Origin of the sequence: Micromonospora sp. AMSO31t, from assembly GCF_008868175.1 — a bacterium.
Taxonomy (GTDB): Bacteria; Actinomycetota; Actinomycetes; order Mycobacteriales; family Micromonosporaceae; genus Micromonospora.
In genome coordinates, this window is the sequence record NZ_WBKT01000283.1 from 1 (window position 1) to 2,561 (window position 2,561).

The following is a 2,561-nucleotide window of genomic DNA, read 5'->3' on the forward strand; positions in this document are numbered from 1 at the left end:
GCCCCGACCCCGCACGGTCGCTCGCCGCCTCGCCCTCTCCCCCGGACACCGCCGCCGTCGGCGCGCACCCGGAACCGGTCCCGCGGCAGTGCCCGGCCCGAGGATCGCCCTGCGGATTCCACGGCCCCGGCGGCCGGCACCGAGCAGGAGCGCAACGTCGAGGTCGTCCGGCGCTATCTGCGGACCTTCGTCACGAAGGACCTGGCCGAGCTGGCCGAGGTGGTCGCCGAGGACGTGGAGGTCTACGGCTCGGGCACGGCGGTGCGCGGCCGGCGCTACCCGGAGGCGGCCGTCTCCTCGCCCGGGCTGACGGTGCTCGACCAGCAGATCCTGGAGGTCTTCGCGGCCGGGGACCGGGTGGTGGTCTCGATGGCGCAGACCTACCGGCGGGACGCCACCGGGGCCATCGCCGTGCAGAGTGCGTGCAAGATGTACCGGCTGGCCGGCGGCCGGATCGTCCAGTTCTGGGGCGAGCAGGACACCTACGGCCTGCTGCGCGGCCTCGGGCTGCTGCCGAAGGGCCCGATCACCTTCTGACCGGCCCGCTGCGCTGCGGGCGCGCTGTCCATGGCCCGTTGCATTGCCCGGTAGATCTGGCCGAAGCGCAGCGCGTCGCCGGTGTGCAGCAGCCGCACCGGCCGGCCCCGCCAGCGCGCCCACATCTCCAGCTCCCGGCTGCCGCGGGCGTACGAGCGGTCGAGGTGTTCGAAGAGCACGTCGGCCAGCGGCCCGATGCCGAGGCCGACAAGCACGGACGCCCCGACGATGGCGATGGTGACCACGGCCGAGCGGTGCAGCCAGACCGCCAGGCCGATGCCGAGCACGGCGGCCACCAGCGGGCCGGCGAGGGCGGCGCCGATGGCGCCCCGGCCGGCGAGGACCCGCCAGGAGCGGTCGCCCCGCCGGTGCCACACCATGCTCAGCTCGGCGAGGGGATAGCTGCGCCCGTCCACCCGGACGGCGGTGGAGGTGACCTGGACCGACTTGTCGTCGTAATAGGTGATCATGGCCTCACTCCCGGTGCGACCTGGAGCCGTCGATACCACACTGTCTACCCCAACGACCCTGGTCGTAAGGTTGGCACGCGACTTCGACGAGGAAGTGAGGGCAGCGTGGGCGAGTTCGTCAGGCTGGAAGTGAAGGACGGCATCGGCACCATCCGGCTGGAGCGGCCGCCGATGAACGCGCTCAACACCCAGGTGCAGGAGGAGTTGCGCGCCGCCGCCGCGGCGGCCACCGCGGACGCCGAGGTCCGGGCGGTCATCGTGTACGGCGGCGAGAAGGTCTTCGCGGCCGGCGCGGACATCAAGGAGATGGCCGACATGTCCTACGTGGACATGGCCGGCCGGGCCGCCGACCTGTCCAGCGCCCTGGGCGCCATCGCCCGGATCCCCAAGCCGGTGGTCGCCGCGATCACCGGGTACGCCCTGGGCGGCGGCTGCGAGCTGGCCCTGGCCTGTGACTGGCGGATCGTGGCGGAGGACGCGAAGCTCGGCCAGCCGGAGATCAAGCTGGGCATCATCCCCGGCGCCGGCGGCACGCAGCGGCTGGCCCGCCTCGTCGGCCCGGCCCGCGCCAAGGACCTCATCATGACGGGCCGGATGGTCGACGCCGAGGAGGCGCTGCGGATCGGCCTGGCCGACCGGGTGGTCCCGGCCGCCGAGGTCTACGAGGCCGCGGTCGCCTACGTGAAGCCGTACCTGACCGGCCCGGTGCAGGCGCTGCGGGCGGCCAAGCTGGCCGTCGACGGCGGCCTGGACATGGACCTCAACTCGGGCCTGGCCTGGGAGAGCCAGCTCTTCGCCGCGCTGTTCGCCACCGACGACCGGCGCGAGGGCATGGCCGCGTTCGTCGAGAAGCGCAAGCCGGGCTTCACCGGCCGCTGAACCGCCGGTCCGGGTCGGCGGCCCACCGCGCCGCCGACCCGAGAACGGTTCACATCCCGCCTACCGGCCAGTAGCGTGTGACTCCGGTCATGACGAAGGGAAGTGGCGATGACGGAACGGGTCGAGGGGCACGGCGGCGAGCTGGCCCTCGCGGCGCTGCGCGCGCACGGCGTACGGGAGATGTTCACCCTCTCCGGCGGGCACGTCTTCCCGCTCTACGACGCCGCGCACCGGACCGGCTTCCCGATCTACGACGTCCGGCACGAGCAGTCCGCCGTCTTCGCCGCCGAGGCGGTGGCGAAGCTCCAGCGCCGGCCCGGCCTGGCCGTGCTCACCGCCGGCCCCGGCGTCACCAACGGCGTCTCCGGCCTGACCAGCGCCTTCTTCAACGCCTCGCCGGTGCTGGTGCTCGGCGGTCGGGCCCCGCAGTTCCGCTGGGGCTCCGGCAGCCTCCAGGAGATGGACCACCTGCCGCTCGTCGCCCCGGTCACCAAGCATGCCGAGACGGTGTTCAGCGCCGACGACATCCCGCGCGCGGTCACCGCGGCCCTCACCGCCGCGCTCACCCCGCACCGCGGCCCGGCCTTCCTCGACTTCCCCCTGGAGGCGGTCTTCTCGGTCGGCGACGCCGACCGAGAAGACCGCCTCCAGGGGGAAGTCGAGGAAGGCCGGGCC

The 2,561-nt window shown here is 73.7% G+C and carries 4 protein-coding genes; 3 read left to right on the top strand and 1 reads right to left on the bottom strand.

Going from position 1 to position 2,561, the window contains the following annotated elements:
- Positions 1 to 537, top strand: a 537-nt coding sequence (locus F8274_RS30415) for a nuclear transport factor 2 family protein (protein ID WP_225854047.1), incomplete at its 5' end; no start/stop codon positions are given.
- Here F8274_RS30415 and F8274_RS30420 read toward each other — a convergent pair.
- Positions 483 to 1,007 (bottom strand): DUF6232 family protein, encoded by a 525-nt coding sequence (locus tag F8274_RS30420; RefSeq protein WP_151465818.1) that lies wholly within the window; start codon positions 1,005 to 1,007, stop codon positions 483 to 485. The genes F8274_RS30415 and F8274_RS30420 overlap by 55 nt on opposite strands.
- A 105-nt stretch (positions 1,008 to 1,112) precedes the next feature.
- On the opposite strand from F8274_RS30420, the gene F8274_RS30425 reads away from it, so the two are divergent.
- Complete coding sequence (locus tag F8274_RS30425; protein WP_151465820.1) at positions 1,113 to 1,886, top strand: enoyl-CoA hydratase-related protein; 774 nt, start codon at positions 1,113 to 1,115, stop codon at positions 1,884 to 1,886.
- A 108-nt stretch (positions 1,887 to 1,994) separates the two neighbouring features.
- Positions 1,995 to 2,561: thiamine pyrophosphate-binding protein (locus tag F8274_RS30430; RefSeq protein WP_255474594.1), on the top strand; the 567-nt coding region annotated here is incomplete at its 3' end.